The following is a 22175-nucleotide window of genomic DNA, read 5'->3' on the forward strand; positions in this document are numbered from 1 at the left end:
CCGCCTTGCGGGCGGCCGAGGATCGGCGCGCACGGCACAGCGCGCGCCACGGGAGCATTCAGTATTTCTTGGACGGCTGCGGATACAGTTTCTCGGGCTGCTGCAGCACCGAGATCACGTTGTTCGCATCGACGATCTCCGTCGGGATCTCCACCCAGCCGCCCGCGAACTTGTGGTCCAGTGCGTCCAGCGTAGCATTCGCGGCAGCCTGGCCCATGAGGAAAGGTACCGTGTTCACCGTTGCAGTAAAGTTGCCAGCCGCGATCTCTTCCAGTCCCGAAGTATCGCCGTCGTTGCCCAGTATGATGAGGTCGGTCCGGCCAAGCGCCTTGGCGGCCAGCGACGCGCCAATTGCCATATAGTCGTTCGCTGCGAAAATCAGCCCAATCTCCGGATGAGCCTGCAACAAGTCCATTGCTGCGGTGTTGCCCCCCTCGACGTTCCATTTTCCGTCGACCGAAGCGACCACCTCGAAGTTCGGATGTCCCTTGATTCCATCAAGGAAGCCACCGACCCGTTCGGTCGAATGATAGCCGGGCTGGCCCTCGATCACGCCGACCTTGATCGGAGCATCGCCGACCTTGGCCACCGCCCAGTCGGCGATCTTGTGTGTGCCGGCGCGCTGCGCATAGCCCACGACGCCATGGATCGGAGTCGGGAAGTTCGGGATGTCGGAGTTGATCATGACAACAGCGACGCCCTTCTCGACCGCTTGCTTGAGCAGCGGCGCAGCTGCGCCTTCGTCATGGGTGCCGAAGATGATCGCGTCCACGTCCTGCGTCAGCACGTCCTGGATCATGCCCATCTGGCCGTTGATGTCGGCACCCGATTGGGGCGCGAGCATGAAGACTTCGACTCCCTTCGCCGCGGTGACGGCTTTGATGCCTTCGCCGATGGCGATGTAATAGTTGAACTCGGTTGCCGGCGGCATGTAGGCAATGCGCAAGGGTCCATCGGCCTTCTTGATTGCCTCGATCGGCGCCTGGGCTCCCTCTTTCAGCGGCACCGGGGCCGGATAGTCCTGCGCCAGTGCCGCGCTGCCAAACATGGACAACAGGGCAAGCGCAGCGGATGTCATCTTGATGCGTTTCATCGTTTTCCTCCCTTGGAAATGGTCAATGGTCAGCCGGCAAATGGGATGTCCACCAACCCGCGAACACCGGGTCTTGCGGCGAACAGCCCCCCGGACAGTGGAGCCTTGGCGATATCGCCTCCGGTCATGCCAAGGCGTGAGGTGGTGATGTAGAGCGTTGACAGGTCGGCCCCGCCGAAGGCGCAGCAGGTGGCTTTCGGCACCGGAAGGTGGATGCGATGAGTTACGCGTCCCGAGCCATCGACGCGGATCACCTGTCCGCCGTCCCACTCGGCGTTCCAAACGCCACCTTCTGCATCGACGCAGGAGCCGTCGGGCAACCCCGGCTCAACCGCGAAGTCGTAGACAAGCGCCGCCTGCCCAAGGCTGTCGCCATAAGGATAGGCTACAATCTTCCGGTCCGGTGTATCGGCAAAGAACATCGTTCGACCGTCGGGCGAAAAGCAGGTTCCGTTGGCGCAACTGACCCCGCGGATCAGGGTCTCGACGCCAAGGTCGGAATTCACCCGGATCACAGTCGAATCCGCGGCCCCCGTCCCCTCGTTCATGCCTCCAACAACAAAGCGTCCCTGCCTGTCAGTCCGCCCGTCATTGAGGCGAGTAGCGGGATTCTCGGGTTCAAACTCCGCTAACACCGCCTTCGGATTCGACCCGGCCGACCAGAGCTCGACGCGGTCGGCAAAGGCCATGATCCATCCGCCCTGCCGCCGCGGCGCAAATGCACAAAGCCGTCCAGGCATTTCCTGCTGTCCCGTCGCATCTGCAGCAGGATCGTACCACCAAAGGCGCTGGCCATGGATGTCCGTCCACCAAAGTCGGCCATCCGCCGGGTTCCACTGAACGCCTTCGCCGTGCAGATTTGCGCAATCGAGAACCAGTTCAGCGAGCACGACACCCCTCCCAAGGCTCGGCGAGCCCTCGGAGCATATCTGCTATCTGAAATACCAGTCAAGCGAGATTCACGACCGATTGGGCTTTGACAACTGGTGCACCAAATCCCATTGTCGAAATGCGCTTCACAGGTTGCACAGATGTCTGACTTCGAACGTCCACCCTCGCTCTCATCGGTCGTGACCGAGCATATCCGCACGATGATCATTCGGGGCGACGTGCCCCTTGGCGCAGCGATATCTGAGCGTGGCATTTCGGCAGAACTGAAGGTGTCGAAGACTCCGGTGCGAGAGGCGCTGGCGCAGCTTCGCAACGAGGGACTGGTGACGATCGTTCCGCAATCCGGCGTGCGGGTATTCACGCTCAGCGCGCGGGAAGTGCGCGAAATCTGTGCGTTCCGCAAGGTGCTAGAGGCGGCCGCACTGGAGTTGTCGTTTGCGGCTGATCCCGCGGGTCTCCTTCATGATCTCGAGGCCATCGAGACCCGGATGCGCAACGCGCTATCGGGCGGAGACGTGCGAGCCTATCTCAGCCTCGACACCGACTTTCACCTCGCCTTCTTCACGCATTGCGGCAATAGCTACCTGCAGAAGGCGTATGGGCTCTATGTCGGCAAGATTGCGGCCCTGCGGACTCATCTCGCGAACAAGCCGCAGCACACCCAGATGTCGATGGACGAGCACCAACAGATCGTCAGCGCCGTGCGTGCGCGCGATCTCGCCTGGGTGGTCAAGGTTCTCGGCGACCATATTGGCCGCACCCAGGAAACCTACGAGATCGGGATCGAGGATATATCGCTCGCCTGAACGGTTCCCATTCCGCAAACCGCGGCGGTTTCGCCGTGCAGAACCTGCGCATCGACTGCAAGGCGTCCTTCCGCAGGTCCAGAACGGTGGCCGTACATCTCAAGTTCGCCATAGGTCCCAAAGCGACCGTCGTCGCGGAACAGGGCAGCGGCTTGCCCAGGGCCGCCAGGATCCCGCGGCAGGGTTTCGGGGTAATCTCGCGGTGCTGCAAGCGATGGGCGAAACTCAAGGACCGAGGCCATGGACGAACCAGCCATCGCGTACGATAGCCCGCCGTGACCGAGGGATTGCCTGGCATAGGTGGTCTTGAAGAACCCGCGGGGTCCGAAGGGTACGCACCACTGGCCGTCCATTGGACTCAGCGCCTCGGGCGGCGGGTCCCCGAACACGCACTGACCGGCCCCACTCCCTTTGGCCGAAAGGCGGGCTTGGCCACCGAGGGGAACCTGCCGGATCAGCCAAGGGACGACCGGCGGTCCTTCCGGATCACCTTCGACCGTGATCGACTGCCGGTATCCGCCACGGATCGGCCCGATGCCGGACGCCCCGGAAACAGCCAGAGGCACGACACGGCGGGATATCATCAGGTCCATGTCCGCGCCGCCATCGGTGCGGTTCACGATCATCCGGGCCGACAGCACCATGCCGTCCGCCTCAGCTTGAAGCTGCCAGGTTCCCGGGTCCAACGCCGGATCGACGCGATATGTTTCGAGCATCGCCTGAGGATCCGTGAAGTTGAACATCCTTTCCGGCGCCAGCCAGATACGCTCGCCGCCGATGTTCCACTGTCCCGAGCCAAGCGCGGCGTCGAACTCCGTCAGGGCCGGTGTCCAGCCCAGAATATCGAGATCGTCCAGATAGGGTCCGAAAATCCGTCCCCCGGCAGTCGTCGCCACCAAAGTCAGGCCTTGGCCAAGGTCGAGGAGGACCACATGGAAACCATGGTCCTCCAGGCATCCGATCAACTCTGTCCGCGCCAGCGGCATTGTGACTACCAATCCCGTCCCGACAGCCGCCCGAGCAGATCGGGAAGAGTCCGCCGCGTAAACCGCGCCCCGGCCTCAGTCAGTCGGACGCGGAGCGTGCGGCGGGCAGGCGCTCCGTCGCGCGGGCTGAAACGCAACACATGGCGCGTCCCGTCAAGTGACCAGCGCATTCCCGGATTGTCCGACATCAGATTGACGACAGCGAAGCCCTGTACCGGTGCGGTGGCGGCGGCAGTCATCCCATCGAGGAAGTCGCGATCGCTCAGCCACATCTCCTGTCCCCAAGTGCCCATCGCCATGTGCGGCCCCGGCAGGTTGTCATGGGTCCATTGCGTCCAGCCGATCCGTGTACAAACCACGGTCATGCCGTGGTTCGCGGCGTAATGCGCGCCAATACGCTCGCCCATCAGTTTGGACATGCCGTAGGGATTCACAGGGTCGGGTGGTGTGTCCGCATCAAGACGACCGCTTCGGAACCGGTATCCGCCCAGTACCCAGTTGGAACTTGCGAAGACCACGCGCGCCACACCTGCCCCGCGCGCTGTTTCGAAGAGGTTCAGCACGGCGTCGATATTGTGCGGCAGCACCGTTTCCCAGCCGGCGTCCGGCGAGCGGTCGGCGGCAAGGTGCACGACCGTGTCCTGCCCCTCAAAATGCCGCCGCAGATCGGCGTCCAGCCGGCACAGGTCAGCCCGATGCACGGGCTGCGGACCCGGTCGCGACACAAGGTCAATCCCCGCCACCTCGTGCCCAGTCTGCGCGAGGTGACGGACAAGCTTTCCACCCAGGTGACCGGCTGCGCCGGTGACAAGGATACGCATCGAAACTGCCTTCTCGTTCGGCATCCCCGGGCCGTGCATGGCCCCAGGGGCGCCGGGCATCACGTCGCCATGAAGGCGGCGACGTTGTCCTTGGTCACGCGCATCACTCCGGTCGATACCGTATCGGGCAGCGGGTTGATCCCGGCGGCTACGGGATCGGCAACGATGCGGATCTTCGACTGGCCGAGCCAGTCCAGAAGGTGGACCGCCAGATAGCTTTCGAGCCAGCTTTTCTGCGCGACCGCCCCGTGGATCGTGCCATCGGCGATATAGGGCAGCATATCGGGGTTGCGGTCCATGGCCACGATCTTGACCGCCCCGACCTTGCCCTGCTCGATCACCGCCAGCGCCGCGCCTTTGCCGCTGTCGCCGTCTGTGCCGCCGATCCCGACCACGTCGGGATGTGCCAGCAGCGCTTGCGCATATGCGGTCGGCGCATAGGACGGATCCGCCTTGTCATTGACGACGTCGACAACCTCGATTTCGGGGTACTTCTCAGCGAACACGGCCTTGTAGCCCTCCACTCGTTCCAGAGTGGAGGGGGCCGGGAAGGTGCCGAGCAGCACCTTGCCCTTGCCGCCAATCGCTTCGGCGAGCATCTCGCCGCCGATCCGGCCCGCGTCTTGGTTCGAGATGCCCAGAAAGACGCTGCGCTTCGATCCTGGAACGTCACCGATGATGCAGGCAACCGGGATGCCGGCCTCGATCGCGCGGTCGATCCCAGGTGCGAGAGCGGCTGCGTCGCCCGGGAAGATCATAAGGCCGGCGGGCTTGCGGGCAATGATCTCGTCCAGTTGCCGAGCCTGGCCCGCAGTATCGAAATCGAGCGGCCCGGTGAACGTGGTCTTGACACCCAGGTCTGCTGCTGCCGCCTCGAGCCCCGCGCGGTGGTCGGCCCAGAACGGCACCTGAGTGACGACCGACAGGAACACGAACTCGGCGTCGCGCTCCTGAGCGGCGGCGGGCCCCGCGGTCAGCGGCAAGCTTGCTCCGACGCCAAGGGTAGCCATCGCCGCAAGCATGTGCCGGCGATTCAAATCTGCGGATTTCATCTCTCGTCCTCCATGTTGTTGGGATGCCTTCAGGTCTTGCTACGTGTCAGCATGTCGACCGCCACCGCGACGATCAGCACAAGGCCGGTCACGACCATCTGCCAGTAAATCGATACAGCCAGCATGGTCATCGCATTCGAGATCAGGGCCACAAACACGACGCCGAGGAAGGCGCCCAGCACCGTTCCCTCGCCGCCGCGCAGGCTTGCCCCGCCGATCACTGCGGCTGCCAGAGCCTGCAGTTCCAGCGCGTTCCCGGCGGTTGGTGTGCCGCTCATGAGACGCGAAGCCAGCAGAATCCCCGCGAAGGCCGCCAACAGGCCCGACAGCATGAAGCAGACCACCCGCACCCGCGACACCGGAATGCCTGACAGGGCTGCGGCGCGCTCGTTCCCGCCGATGAAATAGACCTGCCGCAGGTACCGGGTCCGGCGTAAGCCAAGGTCTCCCAGCAGGACAATCAAGAGCATGATCCAGGCCATAAGCGGCAAGCCGAGGATCTGCGCCTTGCCGAACATGGCGAACCCCTGAGGCAGGCTGGACAGGGAGAAGCCTTCGGTAAAGACTAGGGCCGCCCCCCGCGCCATCAGCATGGTGCCCAGCGTCGCAATCAGCGGATTTACCTTGAGCACGGTGACGATCAACCCGTTCACCGCGCCGATTGCCAGTCCGATGGCGCAGGCTCCGAGAATGGCGAGCGGAATCGACACTCCCGAAAGGAGCAACAGCGCCACCACGGTGCTTGCCAGCGCCATCACCGATCCGACTGAAAGGTCGAACGATCCCGAAACCAGAAGGATCGTCATGCCGACGACGATGATCGCCGTCGGAACCATGCCCGCAATCACTGCCTGGAAATTCGCGACTGACAGGAAGTACGGCGACGCGAAGCTCATCGCCACGACCAGCACGACGATCATCGCCAGGAGCGCCGCCTCTCGCATCGTCGCCAGCCGGCGCGCGGTGGGAAATGTCGTATCGGTCATTCTGTAACAGCCTCACCGTTCACGCGGCGTCCTCCACCAGACCCGAAGCGAGCGCCATGACGGATTCTTCGGTTGCCGACCGTGCGTCGACGATCCCGGTCAAGCGCCCCCTGTGCATCACGGCGATCCGGTCGGAAAGCTCCAGGATTTCGGGGAGATCGGAAGATACGATCACGACTGCCGCACCTTCTCGCGCCAGCGCGGCAATGCGCATGTGGATGTCCTGCTTGGCGCCGATGTCGACGCCCTTTGTCGGCTCTTCCACAACCAGCAAACGCGGAGCACGGCGCAGCCATTTGCCAAGCAGCACCTTCTGTTGGTTGCCGCCCGAAAGCGACCGCACCGACATATCCGGCCCTGCTGCCTTGACACCCTGATCCGCGATCAGTTCCACGCCTGCCACGTGGATGAGCGCCTCTCGCATCATCCCGGCTCGGGCGACCTGGGTCAGGTCGGTCACCACCGCATTCGCGGCAATCGACAGATCGAGGAACAGCCCGAGCGTCTTTCGGTCGTCCGGAACGTAGGCCACGCCGGCACTCATCGCCCGGCGCAACGTTCCCGGATGGGCCGCACCGGCCAAGGTGATCCGCCCCTGCTCGGGCAGTTCGACGCCCGCCAGCAGCCGTGCAACTGTCTCGCGCCCCGATCCATCTAGACCGGCCACGCCCAGAACCTCGCCGCCGCGGATCGACAGGGTCAAGTCCCGCACCTGCCCCGCCCGCGTCACTCCCTCGAGCCGGGCCATCTCCGGCCCCGGCACGGCCTCATCCCGCGGGGCGCGCAGCACTTCGCGTCCCACCATTGCACTGACCAAATCCTCGGTTGTCAGGCCCGCCGCGGGGCGCGTCCAGACCGTAGCGCCATCGCGCAGAACGGTGATCCGGTCGGCCAACGCCACGACCTCGGACAGGTGGTGGCTGATGTAGATGATCCCCACACCCTGCAACCGAAGCTCCCGAACCGCGGCGAACAGGCGCAGCTTCTCATCCGCCGTAAGCGCTGAGGTCGGCTCGTCCAGGATCAGCGCGCGGACCGGCCGCGGGACGGCGGCTTCGGGATGATAGAGTTGGCCGATCGCCTTGGCGATTTCCACGAGTTGGCGCTGCCCGGCCAGAAGCGAGCCCACCGGTCGCCAGACAGGCAGGTCCGTGCCAAGCCGATGCAGCAGGTCCGTTGCCCGCCGCGCCATCGCCCCACTGTCGATCAGCCCGAACTGCACCGGCGCATGGCCCGCGCAGATGTTTTCGGCTACGCTCAGCCCGTCGACAAGGCTGAGTTCCTGAAACACAGTCGCGATCCCCGCCCGCGCCGCCATCAGGGTCGACGTCAGGGCGCGGGGCGTGTCTTGCAACAGAATGTGCCCGGAATCCGGCGTCAGGACACCCGCCATCATGTTCATCAGGGTCGATTTGCCTGCACCGTTCTCGCCCACCAGCGCGTGCACCTCGCCTGCCTCGAGGGTGAAGGAGACATCCTTTACGGCATGGGTCGCCCCAAAGCTTTTGTTCAGCCCGCGCAGAGTGATCATCGAGTTCACGCGATCTCCTCCCCAGGGCCGCATCGATGGAATTCTGCCATTTGGTATCTGATATTCCAGTTGGATGTCAACACTCCTCCGCCTGTGCCGGCAGAAGAATGCAGATTCGTTTCAGTTTCTCGGACTACCGGATCACTGGCGGCCCGGACCAGCCTGCAAAGAAATGACAAAGCTGGTCTCAAAGGCAGTTATCTGAGAGGCCGGATCAAGGTGGCACGAACACCAAACCTCGTGACGTCCCGGATGCTGTTCTCCAATCGATCCGCTTTGTCATGTGACCGCCAGCCAGGTCTACGCCGACACCGACGCCGCCGCTCTGCCGGGTACCCCGCACAGGCAGAGTGGCAACTGACCGACCAAGAGGGCAGGACTAAGACTGGTAGAGGCGGTCATCTAGGGACTAGGGAGTGAAGCCTCGCTTCCATGGTCGGAAGACCCGGTCCTCAGCCCCTCCCGCGCAACCTTCGCAAACAACGCAAGAAATCCGGACGCAACCGGATAGGGAAGGCACTCTCGTGGGGGCAAGTGGCGGAGTGGAGGGGCCTGCCGTCGAACCTTCTCTACCTATAAACATCTGAAATATATTGTATCTTCACTCTGTTCGAACGCATAGGTCTGAAGTCAGGACCACATCACATCAGCGAGTTCCCGTCGAAGTGCCAACGCGATGACTTGTTTGATCCCTTCGACTCGCTGCTGTCAGATTCCCGCAGTGAACATCAGGCCGAACTGGTTCGACCAGAACCGCACCGTCTCGTGGCTGATGTCAATGTCCCGCGCGTGGAGGAGGCACTCGGACATTGCGAAGCGAAAGCGGCAAACGGACATTTATCGTGAGCGCCAAGCGGATGATCTCTGTGCTGGTAAAGAAGCAGAGGAAGGGGGCGGGGTTGGGTATCCATCCGGACTAAGCGGGTGGCTCATTGGTCTCAGCCTACCTTCTTCTGACGGTGCATGTTCTTCTGATCGGGACCCGATAAGCTTACTTCATCAAGGACAGCGGCCATTTGCGCTGAGCCATCAGGCCGGACACATGACCGCAGCTCGCGAGATCAACTGCAGCTCAAATCAATCTTTGCACAAATGGAGCGTCCACATTCGGCAGGGCCGAAATTGGTCACCGAGATCAAGCAGACTGCAAATCGACCAGCACCGCGTGATCGAATTTGGAAAGCAAATGCCGGATTGAGGTGTCGTCCGGCAGCAAGCACGCAGCGGTTGAAAGCGCGTCGGCAACAGCAGCGCTTCCTGCACTTATGCTTATCTGGCGCCAAATCCGCGCAGCAGGCTTGCCGCTGCGCGGGTCCAGAATATGACTGACACGGCCTTCTGGATCGAAGGCCGTTCCAAGCGGGGCAGAGGTCGCGAGGGCGCGGTTCGACAAACCGACTCGTCTTGATCCGGCTATTTTGACGGGCCACTCCCCTCCATCTGGCGCCCGGCCAAGCGTGGCAATTTCTCCTGCATCGACAAGAACGTTCTGCACGCCTGCGGTCCCAAGAAGTGCCACCACTCGATCGGCGATCTGCCCTTGAGCGATGCCGTTCAGGGTAAGTGCCATTCCCGGTTGCAGCAGAATTTCCTCTTCAGAGTAAGAGACACGCGCGAATCCAACCAATTCCTGTGCATCTATCAGCACATCGTCCGAAGGCGCCGCTCCCTTGGCCCAGGCTTTAGCATATTCCTGCCAGAGCGGCTGCACAGTCGGATCAAACGCCCCGTCAGAGGCCGCATGCACCTGTCCGGACAGGGCTAGAACCGCAAGCAACTCGACCGGGGGGGCGGTTAGCCTCCTGTCACGATTCAGTTGACATAGAGCCGATTGCGCATCGTAGAGGCTGAAGACTTGCTCGAGCCGGCGGATCTCGGCGACCGCGGCAGAGACCAGGTCTGGCGCCTGCGGATGGATAAGGCGGATCACCGCATCGGCGCCAAGCGCCACGCCGCGCCATTCGTACAACTCATCGGTCGCCGAGTAACCGCGCTTCGCGGAAACAAGCGGCAGCCCTGCCGCGATGACCAGGAAACGACGGCGGGTCAGAGGCATGTCAATCTCCTGTCTTGGGGGCAAGGGCACGCAAGCGCGCCGCATAGTCGGCATCGTCGCCGCCGGCGCTGCCTTCAACGGGGAAAACCGCGCTGTCGGGAATCTCGGCAAGGGCCATAACCTTGCCGCCATATTGCGCCGCGAAAGCCGCGGCGCGTGCCGGGTCGGCAAAAGGCACGAATTCCGGCGCCTCCATTGCGCCCATCCGTGTCGAGCCGACGACGTAGACCGCCTTCTCGGCATCAACCCAGTTGGTTGTCCCGGGGTCTTCCCAACTCGGGGCAACCCCCATGTCATTGACATAGATCGCGACGATCCGATTGTCGCGTTCGGGCATCCGATCGAAAGCGACCACATCGCGCACCTGGCTGAAGAACAGCGGCATTCCGGGCAGACCGTCGAGATGCGCCTGTGCCTTTGGTCCCGCATGCTCCATCAGGTTCATCTGGCAGAAGTATCCGGTCGCCTCGGGTGTCAGGGCGACGGGATCGGGCTTTGCCTCGTCCTCGCGACAGGCTGACAGAACCAGGACGAGCGCAAGCAACAGACGTTTCATGGCGTCACCTTGCGGAAAGCGGCGATGGCAAGCCCAACCGTCGCGATGGGCCAAAGCAGGATCGACAGCAGCGATTGCCAGACTGGAATGCTGTTTGCCGCCCCGGCGGTGCCGGCGGCTGCAGCCGTCGCCTGCGAGGCGGCAAGGTTGTATAGCCGGAATGCATCGGCCGGGCTCGCCAGCAGGGCGACCGGAAAGATGTGGCGCGTGAAGACCCCGTCGCCGCTCGCCACGATACCGGCGAGCAGGGCCAGGTCGTAAAGCACGACGGCCACAAGCCACAGGCCGACCGCCAGACCCGCAGCTCCGGAGGGCCGACGGGAAAGCGCCGACAGCGCATAGCCAGCCCCAAGGAACGTCGCTCCCATAAGGACCGACGACCAGAATAGCCGCCAGAGAGCCGGGAGACCCTCGGCCGCATCGGTATCGGAAAAGAGCGCGGCAAAGGCCGCGATTCCGTAGCCGGAGGCAACGGCAAGCGCCAGGATCGCCAGATGCGCCAGGAGCTTGCCAAGAAGAATTTCAGCGCGAGAGACCGGGTAAGTCAGTAACAGCGGCAGAGTCCCCCGTTCAACTTCGCCGGCGATGGCGTCAAACGCCATCAGAAGAGCGATCAGCGGGACCAGATAGACGGCAAGGCTGGTCAGGCTCGCCACGATCACCGAAAGCCGGTCAGCCCCGAGCGTGCCGGTCGGCGCAGATCCGGCAGCGGCCAGAACAAGCGAAAACAGTGCCATCATGGCGATCGAAATGGCGACCCAACGGTTGCGCGCGGCGATCAGGGCCTCGGTTCGGGCGGTGGAAAGAATGCGCTTCATGCGGCTGCCCCCCTGCTGAAATGGCTGTAGATGTCCTCAAGACTGGGGGGCTGAACCTCGACATCCGCGACCTTGTCACCAAGGGATGCGATCCGGGCGAGCAAGGCCAGTTTCTCGTCCTGTTGGCAGGCAAGATGCAGCGACCCGGCACGATGTTCAGCCTGCGGAAAGACCGCGGCAATCGCCGCCTCGGCCCCCGCAGCCGGAACGATCTGCACCGAGATCTGCAGCGCCGCCCGCCGGCGCAACTCGGTCAGGGTCCCTTCGGCAACGGCTATGCCCCGCGAGAGGATGACGATCCGATCCGTCCGCGCCTCGACCTCGGTCAGGGCGTGTGAGGACAGCAGGATACCCGCCCCCTCGGCTGCAAGGCCGTCGAGCAAAGCATAGAATTCGCGCCGGGATACGGGGTCCAGTCCCGAGGTCGGCTCATCGAGGATCAGCAGGCGCGGATGGCCGATCAGCGCCTGCGCCAGCCCGACCCTTTGCCGCATGCCTTTGGAATAGGTGCCGATCCGCCGCTTCGCCGCTGCTTCCAGACCGACGCGGCTCAAGAGTGGCATGGCCTTGGATGCCGGTTCGCCCCGCAGGGCAAGGTAGTGACAAAGCTGCTCAAGCCCGGTCAGGGCCGGATGAAAGGCGACATTCTCGGGCAGATAGGCCACATGATTCCGGGCTTCGGTCGAACCGGGTGCCGCATCGTGGACCGTCACCGTGCCCCCGTCATAGGGGATCAGTCCGAGCACGATCTTCATCAGCGTCGACTTGCCCGCGCCGTTGTGACCAAGCAGCGCCACACGTTCGCCGGAACCGACGGTCAGCGACACATCGGACAGGGCCTTGAGGCCCGGATAGGATTTACTGAGAGACGAGACTGTCAGGATCGGCATCGGTTTCATTAATGACTGCGCCAGTCCAGCGACCGGCGGCTGCCGCTTCCATCGTCGCGATCCTGTCGGACACGGCGATGACGGGCGGTGACATAAGGGGGTGGCTGTCCACCACGCCGCCCGGAAGCGTCGCGGGAAAGCTGGATTGGCTCCAGCGGATAAGCTGGACGGCAGGCGCGCCCATCAGCAGGCGCGCGGCAGGCTGCGACCACAGGACATGGTCCATCAAGTCGTTCGGGCGAAAGGCGCTGTCGGCAAGCCCGTCCCCGTTCAGGTCGAAGGCGGCGAGGTCGGACCAGAAGTTGCCCCGGCCTTCCAGGCTCCATTCAATGTCGCGGGTGCCGACGTACTTCACCTGGTTCTGGTTGCCGATGAAGGCATTCCCTGTCAGCGCGTTGCGCTCGGACCCCGCGGTGAAATGGATGCCGATGCCGCAACCCTCGAACCGGTTACCGGCGATCAGGTTCTTGTTCGCATCGTAGATGAACAGGCATTTCTTCGTTCCGCCCCGCACCAGGTTGCCCACGAAATCGCCACTGTTGGCGGCGTTCAGCATCACGCCATGGTCGCGGTCGCCAAGGCTCATGTTGCCGACGAGTTCGACGTTGTTCGAGAACATGATGGCAAAGCCAAGGTGGTTCCCGATCGAGATGTTGCCGGATACCTCGCTGTCCTTCGTGTACATGTAGTGGACGGCGAAGCGCAGGTCGCGGAACAGGTTGTTGCGATAGATGTCCTTGGAAGAGGTGTTGGAAAAGATCCCGTCCCGGCCCCAACGGATGTCATTGCCCTCGATGATCAGACCCGGCGAATGCCAGACATAGACGCCATTGCCGCGATCCAGCATGCGCGGCGACTGGCGCCCCTCGATCACATTGTCCCGTACAACGCAGTCTGTGGCGCCATGAACGTCAACGCCATGCATGTTGTCGATCAGGTGGTTGCCCTCGACAGTCACGCGGGCTGCGCCCTTGACGATCTTGACGCCCGCGTCGATCTGTTCGTTGCGACCGCCCGAACGGGTGATGGTCAGGCCGCGCAGGATGATATCGGTGCCAGTCGCCGTGATGACGCTGCCTGTATTGTGTCCGTCGATGAGGCTTCCGGGCTGGCCGTCGATGGTCAGGGGTTTGTCGATCACCACACCGCCGTCATAGGACCCGGCGCCGAGGCGTAGCACATCGCCGGGGGACGCCCCGGCGATGGCGGTTGCAAGAGATCCCGGCCCTGGCGCGACGATGACTTCCGCCGCCGACGCAAGGTCGGTGGCAAGCAGCAGAGCGATCAGGGCAAGAGCCGGGCGCATCGGTCAGGAGGCCTTCGGTTCGACGAACATCCGACCGCGCATCTCCATGTGCAGCGCATGGCAGAACCACTGGCAATAGTACCAGTAGACGCCAGGATTTGCCGCAATGAAGGTCACCGAAGCGGTTGCCTGCGGGCCGATTTCCATGGCGATGCCATGATTGCCAAGCGTGAAGCCATGGGTCAGGTCGTCGATGTCGTCGAGGTTTGTGACGATCACCGTAACCTCGTCGCCCTGTTTCACCGTGAAGCTTTCCAGGGCAAAGGTCGGCGCCTGTGACGACATGTAGACCCGGACCTTGTTGCCGTCGCGGATGACCGTGTCCTGCCAGTCGTCCAGGTTGATCTTGTCCGCCTCGGCCTGCTTGCGTACTTCCGCCCACATCGGATCGTTGCGATCCCAGACCGAACGGATGTTCGTCATCTTGGACGCATGTACGGCGATGGCATCATGGGGCTCGGCGAAGTTCGGACCGTCATGCACGACCACCATCTTGTCACCCGAGATGTCGATCAGCTGGTCGTTCTCGGGTTTCAACGGGCCGACGTTGATGAAGCGATCCTTGGAAAACTTGCAAAGGCACACGAGCCATTTTCCATCTGCTTCGAGCGTTTCCCCCATCGACGTCTTGAGGTGACCGGGCTGGTACTGCACGTCCACCTTGTCGAGGATCGGATCCACCTTCTCGCCGTTATAGGCGGCAATCGCCTTGTCGATGTTCCACTTCACCACCTGGCTGTCGAGAAAGAGCGAGGTGAAGGCGTTGCCCTTGCCGTCGAAGGCGGTGTGCAGCGGGCCAAGGCCCAGCTCGGGCTCGGCCACGACGACGCTGCGCGGATCGGCGTCGGTGGCAAAGATCGTGTCGAGCTTCGTCACGTCGATCACCGTCACCGTCGGAGACAGCTTGCCGCCGATGCAAAGGTGCTTCTTGTCCGGCGCCATGTTGCAGCCATGCGGGTTGTTGGCGACCGGGATGTAACGGGTGTAGTTCTTGTTCTTGCCCTTGCGGCCGTCGATGACCTTGCAGCCGTTCAGTTCCTGGAAATCGCCCGCCGCGATGCCCTTTTCGATCTCGGCGATGTTGAAGACCACGACATGGTCCATGTCGGCCGCCGTCATGTCGGCCTGGGTCATCCCCATTTCTGAGTTGTACGAGGTCGAGAAGGCCCATTTGCCCTCATAGTCGGCGTCGGTGTTGTCGAGGTTACCCGACACCAGCACCTGCCACGCGACGCGCATCGTCTCGGTATCGACTGCGGTGAAGACGTTCACGTAGGTCGAGACGTCATCCATCGTGGTGCCGTCGTTGACCAGCGGCGCCTCATCCTCGCCGTTGCAGAACAGATAGTTCGAGGCCGGCCATTTCTGCGGCCGCATCCCGTGGATGGCCTTGGCGTTCGGGATCTCGAGCATCTTGTCGCATTTCATGACATCGCAACGCACCCGCGCGACGCGCGTGTTGGCCTTGTCGTTCATGAACAGGAAGCGGCCGTCATACTTGCCCTCGGTGAAGGACATGTGGACGTGGTGAAGATCGCCGTTTTCGTGAACAACCTGACCGTTTGCGGCGAGGTAGTTCTTCGTCTTCTCGGTCATCGTTTCTTGCATGATCCGGCGGGATTCGTTGGTACGTCCCCAGCCGGTGGCCGAGCAGCGGTTGAATACCGGAACCCGCATAAGTTCACGCATCGACGGGATGCCGAGGATCCTCATCTCGCCCGTCTGGCCTGACGACCAGAAGCCGTAATACTCATCGAGCTGGCCCGGAGGCACGTTGAATTCTGCCTGCCCCGCGGCTTGCGCCGCACCGGCAGCCAGCGCCGACAGTCCGGCACCGCCGCCAAGCAGCGCCAGGCGCGATCCGCCGAAGGCGCCGGCAAGCGCCGCCCCGCCAACTGTCGCACCAAGAAGGCCGCGACGGCTCAGTCCCTTCTGTTCCGTATCAGACATTGGCTTTTCCTTTCTGGTTTGGATGGTTCTTCAGGCTCTCCGGGTTACGCAGCACCGGTGCTGCGTCGCCCACCGATGCGCGCCGCTTGTCCTTGCGGATCACGACCGGGCAGGTCTTGTGGCTTTGGTAGAGGACCTGGCAATGCAGGCAGTTCAGGCATTCGTTCGGGTTGATCTCGCCCGTCGGATGGATGGCCTGGACCATGCATTCGTTGCCGCAGGTCTGGCAGGGATTGCCGCACTCATGGTAGCGCTTGAGCCAGTCGAACATCCGCATCCGCGCCGGAATCGCGAGCGCTGCGCCAAGCGGGCAGAGGTAGCGGCAGTAGAAGCGTTCGACGAACAGCCCCGCGGCCAGAAGAGCCAGCGCGTAGGCAACGAAAGGCCAGGCCCGCACGAATTTCAGCACGATGGCGGTCTTGAACGGTTCGACTTCCGCCAGATGCTCGGCCTGTTCGATCGACATCAGCGAAGCGCCGAACAGTCCAAGAAAGATTATATATTTCACTGGCCAGAGCCGCTCGTGCAGGCCCCAGGGCAGCGTCCATTGCGGAATGTGCAGGGCCTTGGCGAGGCGGTTCAGCAGTTCCTGCAGCGCACCGAAGGGGCAAAGCCAGCCGCAATAGGCCCCGCGCCCCCAGAAGATCAGCGCTGCCGCCAGCGAGAACCACAGGATGAAAGTCAGCGGGTCGAGCAGGAAGGCCTGCCAGGAGAACCCCGTGACCAACGCCCCGAACAGCGCCATCAGGTTCACGACGGAAAGCTGCGCGTTGGCATACCAGCCAAGGAACACCAGCGTCACCGACAGGAAGCCGATGCGGAACCAGAAGAACACGCGATCGTTGCGCGTCATCCAGCCCTGGAAGAAGAAGGTCCCTGTCAGGACCAGAAGCATGGCCGACAGTCCGGCAATCTCGGCCCGCTTGTCGCGCCAGATCCGCTTCCAGAGGTTCTGCTGCGCCGTCCCCTCGTCCTGCGCAGCGACACCGGTTGCGGCTTCGGTCGCGGCGGACGTTTTCGATGCCGCGACGGCCACAGGTCGCAGGTATTGGGCCGGAAGCTGGTAACCCAGGTCAAAGCTGGTAAAGACCTTGTCGATCGCGGCGACCTGCCGTTGCACCAGAAGCTGCAGGCGGAAGGGCTTGGCCGGATCGAACCCGCTGTCCGCCGGGATCCGGAAGAGATCAAGCTCCGAGAAACTGGGGGCGCCCTCTGCGGCCAGGGCATTCAGCCGCCGGTGATCGCGGTCATGGAACCGCACCGACACATCATCCTGGATCAGGACGATACGGTCGAAGATACCGCCACGCACATAGCCCGAGCCCTTGAAGGAATACTGCCCGCGCCCCGCGATCATCAGGGCGCTGTCACCCGGTTTGAGCCAGCCCGCGAGATTGCCGTATTCATCTGGCCCCAGCAGCGCCTTGCCGATGCCCGGCACGGAAACCAGTGCAGCCTGCATGTCGATGAAGGTGGTCTCGGGCGGATCGGTCAGCGCCTTCGCGTCGGAACGCGGGTCGTTCAGGGCCCTAAAGGCCGCATTCACCTTACCCACATCCAGCGACAGGCGCCGCACGGTTCCGTCGCCCTCCATCGCGGTCCATGAGGCCGGGGCGGCCGCATCGGGATTGACCTCGACCGTGGGAGAGGTGGCGACTTCGGGCGCAAGACCGCCAAGCGAAAGGGCACGGGCGACCTTGATGCCCGACCGGATGATCGAGTCATCGATCACCATCACCGTAACAGTTGCGCCGGAGATGATGTCGACATCATGCGACTTGCCACCCGACAAGGCTTCAGCCGCCAGATCGACGCCAACGAAGCTCTTCACCAGTGCCTTGATCTTGGCTTCCGGTATGCCGATCAGGACAATTGGCTCGGAATGCTTAAGAAGCCGGACACCCGAAATCTTCGCGTCCAGATCGATGGCCACCATCGTGTGGATCGGCTTGCCGGAATAACCGGTGGTGCCGACATAATCGGAGGTGACGAATACCCAGCCAATGGTTTCGCCTGCCTTCAGGACCGGCGCCGCCGCGACGTCGTCGCGGATCCGGCCAAACCCGTCCGCACCGGGAACGAATTCACCCGCAGCCACCTCGGGCAGATACTTGGCCAGGAACGAGCCCGCCTCTGCCAGTGCGGGGCAGGCAACGAGGAACCAGGCAATCAGGGCGACTGCAAGCCCTGCCGGCATGGCAAGACGACTGCGAATGGAGGGGAAACGGCTACGCGACATGGGAAAGTTTCCAGACTGGGGGGCCGCGCGCCATCGGAATCGCAACCACGTGAAGAGCTGGGAGCCTTGTCCCCATTTCCGCCAAGGCTGTGGTACGGATCACGGTAGCGAACGTGATGTCCGGCCGATCCGCGCTCAGGAACACCGCGCCCGCTGACAGGCAATCAGGACATCTTGAACACGCACCGTGATCCGGCGGAGTTGCTGGATTGCCGTCATTGTCCACGAAGATCATTTCGGAATCGCCATCAGAACAGATGACCATCGCGGTGAGGCCCAGGATCGCGACGCCCATGCGTATCTCGGCCTTGGCCGAAGACATCCCAAGCATTGCCAAGGCGACGCTGAGGCAAAGGCAGAGGGAGAATTGGGCGATGCGAGCGATCATGCCGACAGACCTACGCAAGCCTTTCCGGACGTTCCTTGATTTGGGTCAAATAAAATGTCCTTTTTGAGCGCGCCCATTCGTCTCATTGCACCGCGCTGCCGTTGGGCGCTATCCACACGTCTGCAAGCCCAGAAGGTCGAGCAAATGCGCCTTACAAAGTTCACCGATTACGCGCTGAGAGTGCTGCTGCTTGCCGCGAACAGGCAGGAAGACCGCATAACCATCGAGGATGCCGCGAACTTCTATGACATCTCCCAATCCCACCTGAAGAAGGTGGTGATGGAGTTGTCACGGGCCGGATATCTCATCGGAACCAAAGGCCGGACTGGTGGCTTTCGCTTGGGCAAAGACCCCAAGGAAATCAACCTTGGCGACGTCCTGCGCTTGACTGAGACAGATTTCGGACTGTTCGAATGCCAGGTAGGCGGCGGCAGCTGTATCATCCTGCCTTGCTGCAAGTTGCCGCTGGTAGCGAAACGGGCCGCAAGGGCATTTCTTGCGGTGTTCGACGAAGTCACACTCGCGGACGTGTTGTCCGAACCAACCGCTTTCGCTCAACTGGGCTTGCCCGGAAAATGAGGAGAGCAGCTGGTAGGGTCAGGACTCATTGAAGTTGCGCTTGCGGGATGATTCAGGCTCGGCAAGGAGACTGGACGATGAGCAACCTTTGCTGGCTGACGGACGCGCAGATGGCACGGCTGTAGTGAACCGCACCGGGTTTACCGGAGCCTGATTTGTGTCAGTTACGCGGCTATGGGTTCGGTTTCCGGAGCGGCATAGAAGTTGGCCTCGGCTTCAGTTGGCGGGACCTTCCCGATCGGCTCGAGGAGGTGGCGGTTGTTGAACCAGTCCACCCATCCGAGCGTCGCGTATTCCACGGCTTTTAAGCAGCGCCAAGGCCCCCGGCGGTGGATGACCTCGGCCTTGAACAGCCTGTTGATCGTCGCGGCCAAGCCGTTGTCGTAGCTGTCGCCGATGCTGCCCACCGAGGGCTCAATCCCTGCTTCCGCCAATCGCCCAGTGTAACGAATGGACAGGTATTGCGAGGCCCTGTCGCTATGGTGGACCAGCCCCATGTCCTTCCCAGGGCGGCGCTCATGCACCGCCTGTTCCAAGGCATCGAGGACAAACCCCGCATGCGCCGAGGTGCTGACACGCCAGCCGACGATCCTGCGGGCATAGGCGTCGATTACAAAGGCGACATAGACGAAGCCCTTCAAGGTGGCGACATAGGTGAAGTCGCTGACCCAGAGCAGGTTGGGTGCCGGCACCCGGAACTAGCGGTTCACCGTGTCCAGCGGACAGGGCGCCTTCTTGTCGGGGATCGTCGTCCTGTGCGGCTTGCCCCGGATAATGCCTTGAATACCCATGTCCTTCATCAACCCTGCGACTGTGTAGCGGGCGCCGTTGAAGCCCTCGCGGCGCAATTGATGCCAGACCTTGCGGATGCCGTAGACACGCCAGTTCTCCTCGAAAACACTTCGGATCTCAGGCCGCAGGGCCTCATCAGTGCGGGCACGGTCCGACAGGCGAGTTGGATCAGCCCGCTTCGCCAGATGATCATACTAGGTGGAAGGGGCGATCGGCAGCACGTCGCAGATCGGCTTGACCCCATGCGCATTCCTGTGCGCTCCAATGAAATCCACCATCACTTCGACCGGCGGTCGAGCTCCGCCATCGCAAAATACGCTGACACCTTGCGAAGGATCTCGTTCGCCTGGCGCAGCTCGCGGTTCTCGCGTTCCAACGCCTTCAACTTCTCGGCCATCTCGGTCGGGATGCCCGCGCACTTGCCGCTGTCGACCTCGGCCTTCTTGACCCACTCGTTCAGCGTATGGACAGAACAGCCGATCTTCGCCGCAATTGACACGATCGCCTGCCAGCGCGACCCATGCTGACACTCGTTGTCGAAGACGAGCCTCACCGCGCGTTCACGCACTTCACTGGAAAACTTGTTCGTCGTCTTGCTCATCATGCTCCATCCTACTCAGGCGTTGGAGCCTCCGGCAAACCCGGTGCGGTTCATTTCCCGTGGGAGTGCTGTTTGACAGCAGGATGCCCACTGCACCGCTCCTCGGCAACGCCTTTAGAACTGAGGGGTGCTCGACGCGGCCCCAGTGAACGCTTCAACGAACCGCCGCAGAACTAAGCTGATCGCTCCGGAACTCCGGTCCGCCCGACGGTCGAAGTCCAGCCTTAGATCGTCCCGAGGCCCCGCACCCGATAGGTCGGCCAAAGGGGCGCTCGCCAGCCCGCCTCAAGCCACGTTGCTCTGACAGGACCGTCAGAAGCTCATCGGCGCCCGGTCCGACGAAAGCAAAGTCCTTTTGACGGAACCCGCTTGCGAGCCTTCGCCCTCAGGCTGCCTCGTGTTCGCTACATTTTGTCTCAGCAAGCTCCGGTTGGTACAACAAACAATCAGATCTATATTTTGGAATTGTGCACTTCCGTTTTCCCGGCATTTGCGAGTGACTGTTAGCGAGGCAGGTCAATCAAAAAAACGGAGATGCTTCGGCTTGTTGTTCGCTTGGGGAGGGGAACAAATGGCTAGCAACTCGGTTGGAACAATCGACTTGTTCCCGAATGTCTCACTTCAAGGGGTAACGCGGGTATGCGGAACGGGTCCTGATGACCTGAGTGCGGTAACGCAACCGACAACCCAAGCTCTGGCAATATCGAGCAATCCGCTGACTGCGATCGACTGGGGAACCAAGATAGAGACATCGACGATCGATGTCTATTTCGCTCCTGCAGGGACCTACATTGACGGTTACACTGGCGATGGGCCTGCGCTTGGATGGACCGATTTTCAGAGAAACCAGCTCCTTTCTGTCCTGTCTGGGATATCAAAATTCGCAAATGTCGAATTCAACGTAGTCGGTTCCCCGGACGGAGCCGAGTTGCGCTTGGGTAGTTTTGATCTGTCATCGGGAGGTTATCTTGGTTTCGGTGTGCCCCCAGGAGAGCCCTATGCCGGCTATGTCGGCCTTGATTACGACTTCCTGCGCTGGGCCGATTACGAAACGGGGCAGAGCATGCTCAACAAGGGTGGATTCACCTATGCCGTTGTTCTTGAGGAGATCGGGCATGCGCTTGGTTTGGCTCATATGCATGACGACGGGGGGACATCGACCATCCTGACGGGCGTCACACAGCCGGTTGGGTCCTATGGAATCGGTGGCCTGTGTCAGGGCGTCTATTCGGTGATGAATTATGACGAGGGATGGCCAGGTGGACCCTATGGCTCGTCGTACCTCACCAACAGCGGTGGAGATTACACGATCTGGATCAATGATTACGGCTACGAAGGCACAATGATGGCCATTGATCTTGCTGTGCTTCAGGAAAAATACGGGCCAAATCCAAACTCAAACCTAGGCGACTCGACCTACGTCTTGCCTGATCAGAATTGGACTGGCACCGCATTCCAATGCATCTGGGACACAGGCGGCACCGATACAATTCGTTATGACGGTTCACGCTCCGTCACGATAGACCTTCGTGCTGCTACCTTGAAGGGCGAGGTCGGCGGCGGCGGCTATGTCTCCTACGCCGCCCCCATTCGCGGTGGCTACACGATCGCACATGGCGTGGTCATCGAGAATGCCGTCGGCGGAGCCGGTGCCGATCGTCTGACGGGGAATGGATTTGCCAACAGTCTGAAAGGGAGCGGCGGCAGCGACGTACTTGCCAGCGGGTCGGGCGCCGACATCCTCAACGGCGGTGGCGGCAACGACACGATGGTCGGCGGGGACGGGAACGACAGCTATTACGTCGACAGCGCGGGCGATGTCGTGGCCGAGACG

The 22175-nt window shown here is 62.2% G+C and carries 18 protein-coding genes, 2 pseudogenes and 1 other annotated feature; of the genes and pseudogenes, 3 read left to right on the forward strand and 17 right to left on the reverse strand.

What is annotated here, in order from left to right; translation table 11 throughout:
- Window positions 1–58: 58 nt before the first annotated feature.
- On the reverse strand, window positions 59–1093 hold the full coding sequence (locus tag L0V05_RS20265) for a sugar ABC transporter substrate-binding protein (protein WP_234873317.1): 1035 nt from the start codon (window positions 1091–1093) through the stop codon (window positions 59–61).
- A 29-nt stretch (window positions 1094–1122) separates the two neighbouring features.
- The gene (locus L0V05_RS20270; protein WP_234873318.1) at window positions 1123–1983 is read right to left on the reverse strand and encodes an SMP-30/gluconolactonase/LRE family protein; all 861 of its coding nucleotides are present in this window, start codon (window positions 1981–1983) and stop codon (window positions 1123–1125) included.
- Between the two features lie 141 nt (window positions 1984–2124).
- On the opposite strand from L0V05_RS20270, the gene L0V05_RS20275 reads away from it, so the two are divergent.
- Complete coding sequence (locus tag L0V05_RS20275; RefSeq protein ID WP_234873319.1) at window positions 2125–2790, forward strand: GntR family transcriptional regulator; 666 nt, start codon at window positions 2125–2127, stop codon at window positions 2788–2790.
- On the opposite strand, the gene L0V05_RS20280 is transcribed toward L0V05_RS20275, so the two are convergent.
- From L0V05_RS20280 to L0V05_RS20345, 14 genes and pseudogenes are all read right to left on the reverse strand, one after another.
- A complete protein-coding gene (locus L0V05_RS20280; RefSeq protein ID WP_234873320.1) occupies window positions 2754–3788 on the reverse strand; it encodes a hypothetical protein in 1035 nt (344 codons plus the stop codon). The genes L0V05_RS20275 and L0V05_RS20280 overlap by 37 nt on opposite strands.
- On the reverse strand, window positions 3782–4597 hold the full coding sequence (locus L0V05_RS20285; protein WP_234873321.1) for an NAD-dependent epimerase/dehydratase family protein: 816 nt from the start codon (window positions 4595–4597) through the stop codon (window positions 3782–3784). Before L0V05_RS20285 ends, L0V05_RS20280 begins: the two co-directional genes overlap by 7 nt.
- A 59-nt stretch (window positions 4598–4656) precedes the next feature.
- A complete protein-coding gene (locus tag L0V05_RS20290; protein WP_234873322.1) occupies window positions 4657–5607 on the reverse strand; it encodes a substrate-binding domain-containing protein in 951 nt (316 codons plus the stop codon).
- Window positions 5608–5678: 71 nt separating this feature from the next.
- A complete protein-coding gene (locus L0V05_RS20295; RefSeq protein WP_234873323.1) occupies window positions 5679–6635 on the reverse strand; it encodes an ABC transporter permease in 957 nt (318 codons plus the stop codon).
- 19 nt (window positions 6636–6654) lie between these two features.
- Window positions 6655–8166 (reverse strand): sugar ABC transporter ATP-binding protein, encoded by a 1512-nt coding sequence (locus tag L0V05_RS20300; RefSeq protein ID WP_234873335.1) that lies wholly within the window; start codon window positions 8164–8166, stop codon window positions 6655–6657.
- A gap of 711 nt (window positions 8167–8877) precedes the next feature.
- Window positions 8878–9073: pseudogene (locus tag L0V05_RS20305) on the reverse strand (IS6 family transposase); the annotation flags it as partial.
- Between the two features lie 228 nt (window positions 9074–9301).
- Window positions 9302–10222, reverse strand: coding sequence for an FAD:protein FMN transferase (locus L0V05_RS20310; protein WP_234873324.1), 921 nt, complete (start codon window positions 10220–10222; stop codon window positions 9302–9304).
- 1 nt (window position 10223) lies between these two features.
- Window positions 10224–10778, reverse strand: a complete 555-nt coding sequence (locus L0V05_RS20315) for a nitrous oxide reductase accessory protein NosL (RefSeq protein WP_234873325.1) — start codon at window positions 10776–10778, stop codon at window positions 10224–10226.
- Entirely contained in the window at window positions 10775–11596 is an 822-nt protein-coding gene (locus L0V05_RS20320) for an ABC transporter permease (RefSeq protein WP_234873326.1), read from the reverse strand. The genes L0V05_RS20315 and L0V05_RS20320 overlap by 4 nt, the downstream gene beginning before the upstream one ends.
- Window positions 11593–12486, reverse strand: coding sequence for an ABC transporter ATP-binding protein (locus tag L0V05_RS20325; protein ID WP_234873327.1), 894 nt, complete (start codon window positions 12484–12486; stop codon window positions 11593–11595). Before L0V05_RS20325 ends, L0V05_RS20320 begins: the two co-directional genes overlap by 4 nt.
- Window positions 12455–13792 carry a nitrous oxide reductase family maturation protein NosD gene (locus L0V05_RS20330; RefSeq protein WP_234873328.1) on the reverse strand — a complete coding sequence of 446 codons (1338 nt, stop codon included), beginning with the start codon at window positions 13790–13792 and terminating at the stop codon, window positions 12455–12457. The genes L0V05_RS20325 and L0V05_RS20330 overlap by 32 nt, the downstream gene beginning before the upstream one ends.
- Window positions 13793–13795: 3 nt before the next feature.
- The gene (gene nosZ / locus L0V05_RS20335; protein ID WP_234873329.1) at window positions 13796–15742 is read right to left on the reverse strand and encodes a TAT-dependent nitrous-oxide reductase; all 1947 of its coding nucleotides are present in this window, start codon (window positions 15740–15742) and stop codon (window positions 13796–13798) included.
- On the reverse strand, window positions 15735–17981 hold the full coding sequence (locus tag L0V05_RS20340; RefSeq protein ID WP_406565999.1) for a 4Fe-4S binding protein: 2247 nt from the start codon (window positions 17979–17981) through the stop codon (window positions 15735–15737). The genes nosZ and L0V05_RS20340 overlap by 8 nt, the downstream gene beginning before the upstream one ends.
- On the reverse strand, window positions 17971–18369 hold the full coding sequence (locus L0V05_RS20345) for a hypothetical protein (protein ID WP_234873330.1): 399 nt from the start codon (window positions 18367–18369) through the stop codon (window positions 17971–17973). The genes L0V05_RS20340 and L0V05_RS20345 overlap by 11 nt, the downstream gene beginning before the upstream one ends.
- Window positions 18370–18423: 54 nt before the next feature.
- Here L0V05_RS20345 and L0V05_RS20350 point away from each other — a divergent pair, with 54 nt between their 5' ends.
- The gene (locus L0V05_RS20350) at window positions 18424–18948 is read left to right on the forward strand and encodes an RrF2 family transcriptional regulator (protein ID WP_234873331.1); all 525 of its coding nucleotides are present in this window, start codon (window positions 18424–18426) and stop codon (window positions 18946–18948) included.
- Between the two features lie 164 nt (window positions 18949–19112).
- On the opposite strand, the pseudogene L0V05_RS20355 reads toward L0V05_RS20350, so the two are convergent.
- Window positions 19113–20341: pseudogene (locus L0V05_RS20355) on the reverse strand (IS3 family transposase).
- Window positions 19944–20060, reverse strand: a sequence feature (AL1L pseudoknot). It overlaps the preceding pseudogene by 117 nt.
- A 571-nt stretch (window positions 20342–20912) precedes the next feature.
- Here L0V05_RS20355 and L0V05_RS20360 point away from each other — a divergent pair.
- Window positions 20913–22175, forward strand: a 1263-nt coding sequence (locus L0V05_RS20360) for a M10 family metallopeptidase C-terminal domain-containing protein (RefSeq protein ID WP_234873332.1), incomplete at its 3' end; no start/stop codon positions are given.

The organism is Alitabrizicola rongguiensis, assembly GCF_021491355.1.
Lineage (GTDB): Bacteria > Pseudomonadota > Alphaproteobacteria > Rhodobacterales > Rhodobacteraceae > Aliitabrizicola > Aliitabrizicola rongguiensis.